The organism is Vibrio sp. bablab_jr001, from assembly GCF_016464285.1.
In the GTDB taxonomy this organism is placed as follows: domain Bacteria; phylum Pseudomonadota; class Gammaproteobacteria; order Enterobacterales; family Vibrionaceae; genus Vibrio; species Vibrio fluvialis.
Genome location: NZ_JACDWZ010000093.1, coordinates 1 through 369 on the forward strand (window position 1 = coordinate 1; position 369 = coordinate 369).

General features: G+C 60.4%; 1 protein-coding gene. It reads right to left on the reverse strand.

Going from position 1 to position 369, the window contains the following annotated elements; all coding sequences use genetic code 11:
- Positions 1-369: GGDEF domain-containing protein (locus tag JIG40_RS23040; protein ID WP_199465743.1), on the reverse strand; the 369-nt coding region annotated here is incomplete at both ends.

Consider the following 369-nt stretch of genomic DNA (forward strand, 5'->3'; position numbering starts at 1 on the left):
GAGGTTTTGCTCTCTTTGTTGTGCACCACGCCCAGTGACGCATCCGCCGCGGCCATGCCGGTCGGGTCAGGGTTGACCACCTGAATGGCGTTGATGAGGCCATCGGCCACCAGACGCAGCTCGCTCTCATCCAGGTTAGGCAAAATCAAACCGAACTCATCGGTGGAGATGCGCGCAATGGTGGCGTTTGGCGTGGTGACGGTGGCTTTGAGCTGCGCGGCCAAATCGCGCACCATGCCGTCGCCCGCTTCGTAGCCTTTCTCTTCGTAGAGCTCTTTGATGAACTGCGCCTGCAAAATGGCCACGCCGCCCACGGCGTTCTCGCTCAGCCAGCCATTGAGCTGGTTCATGTAGTACGCGCGGTTACCC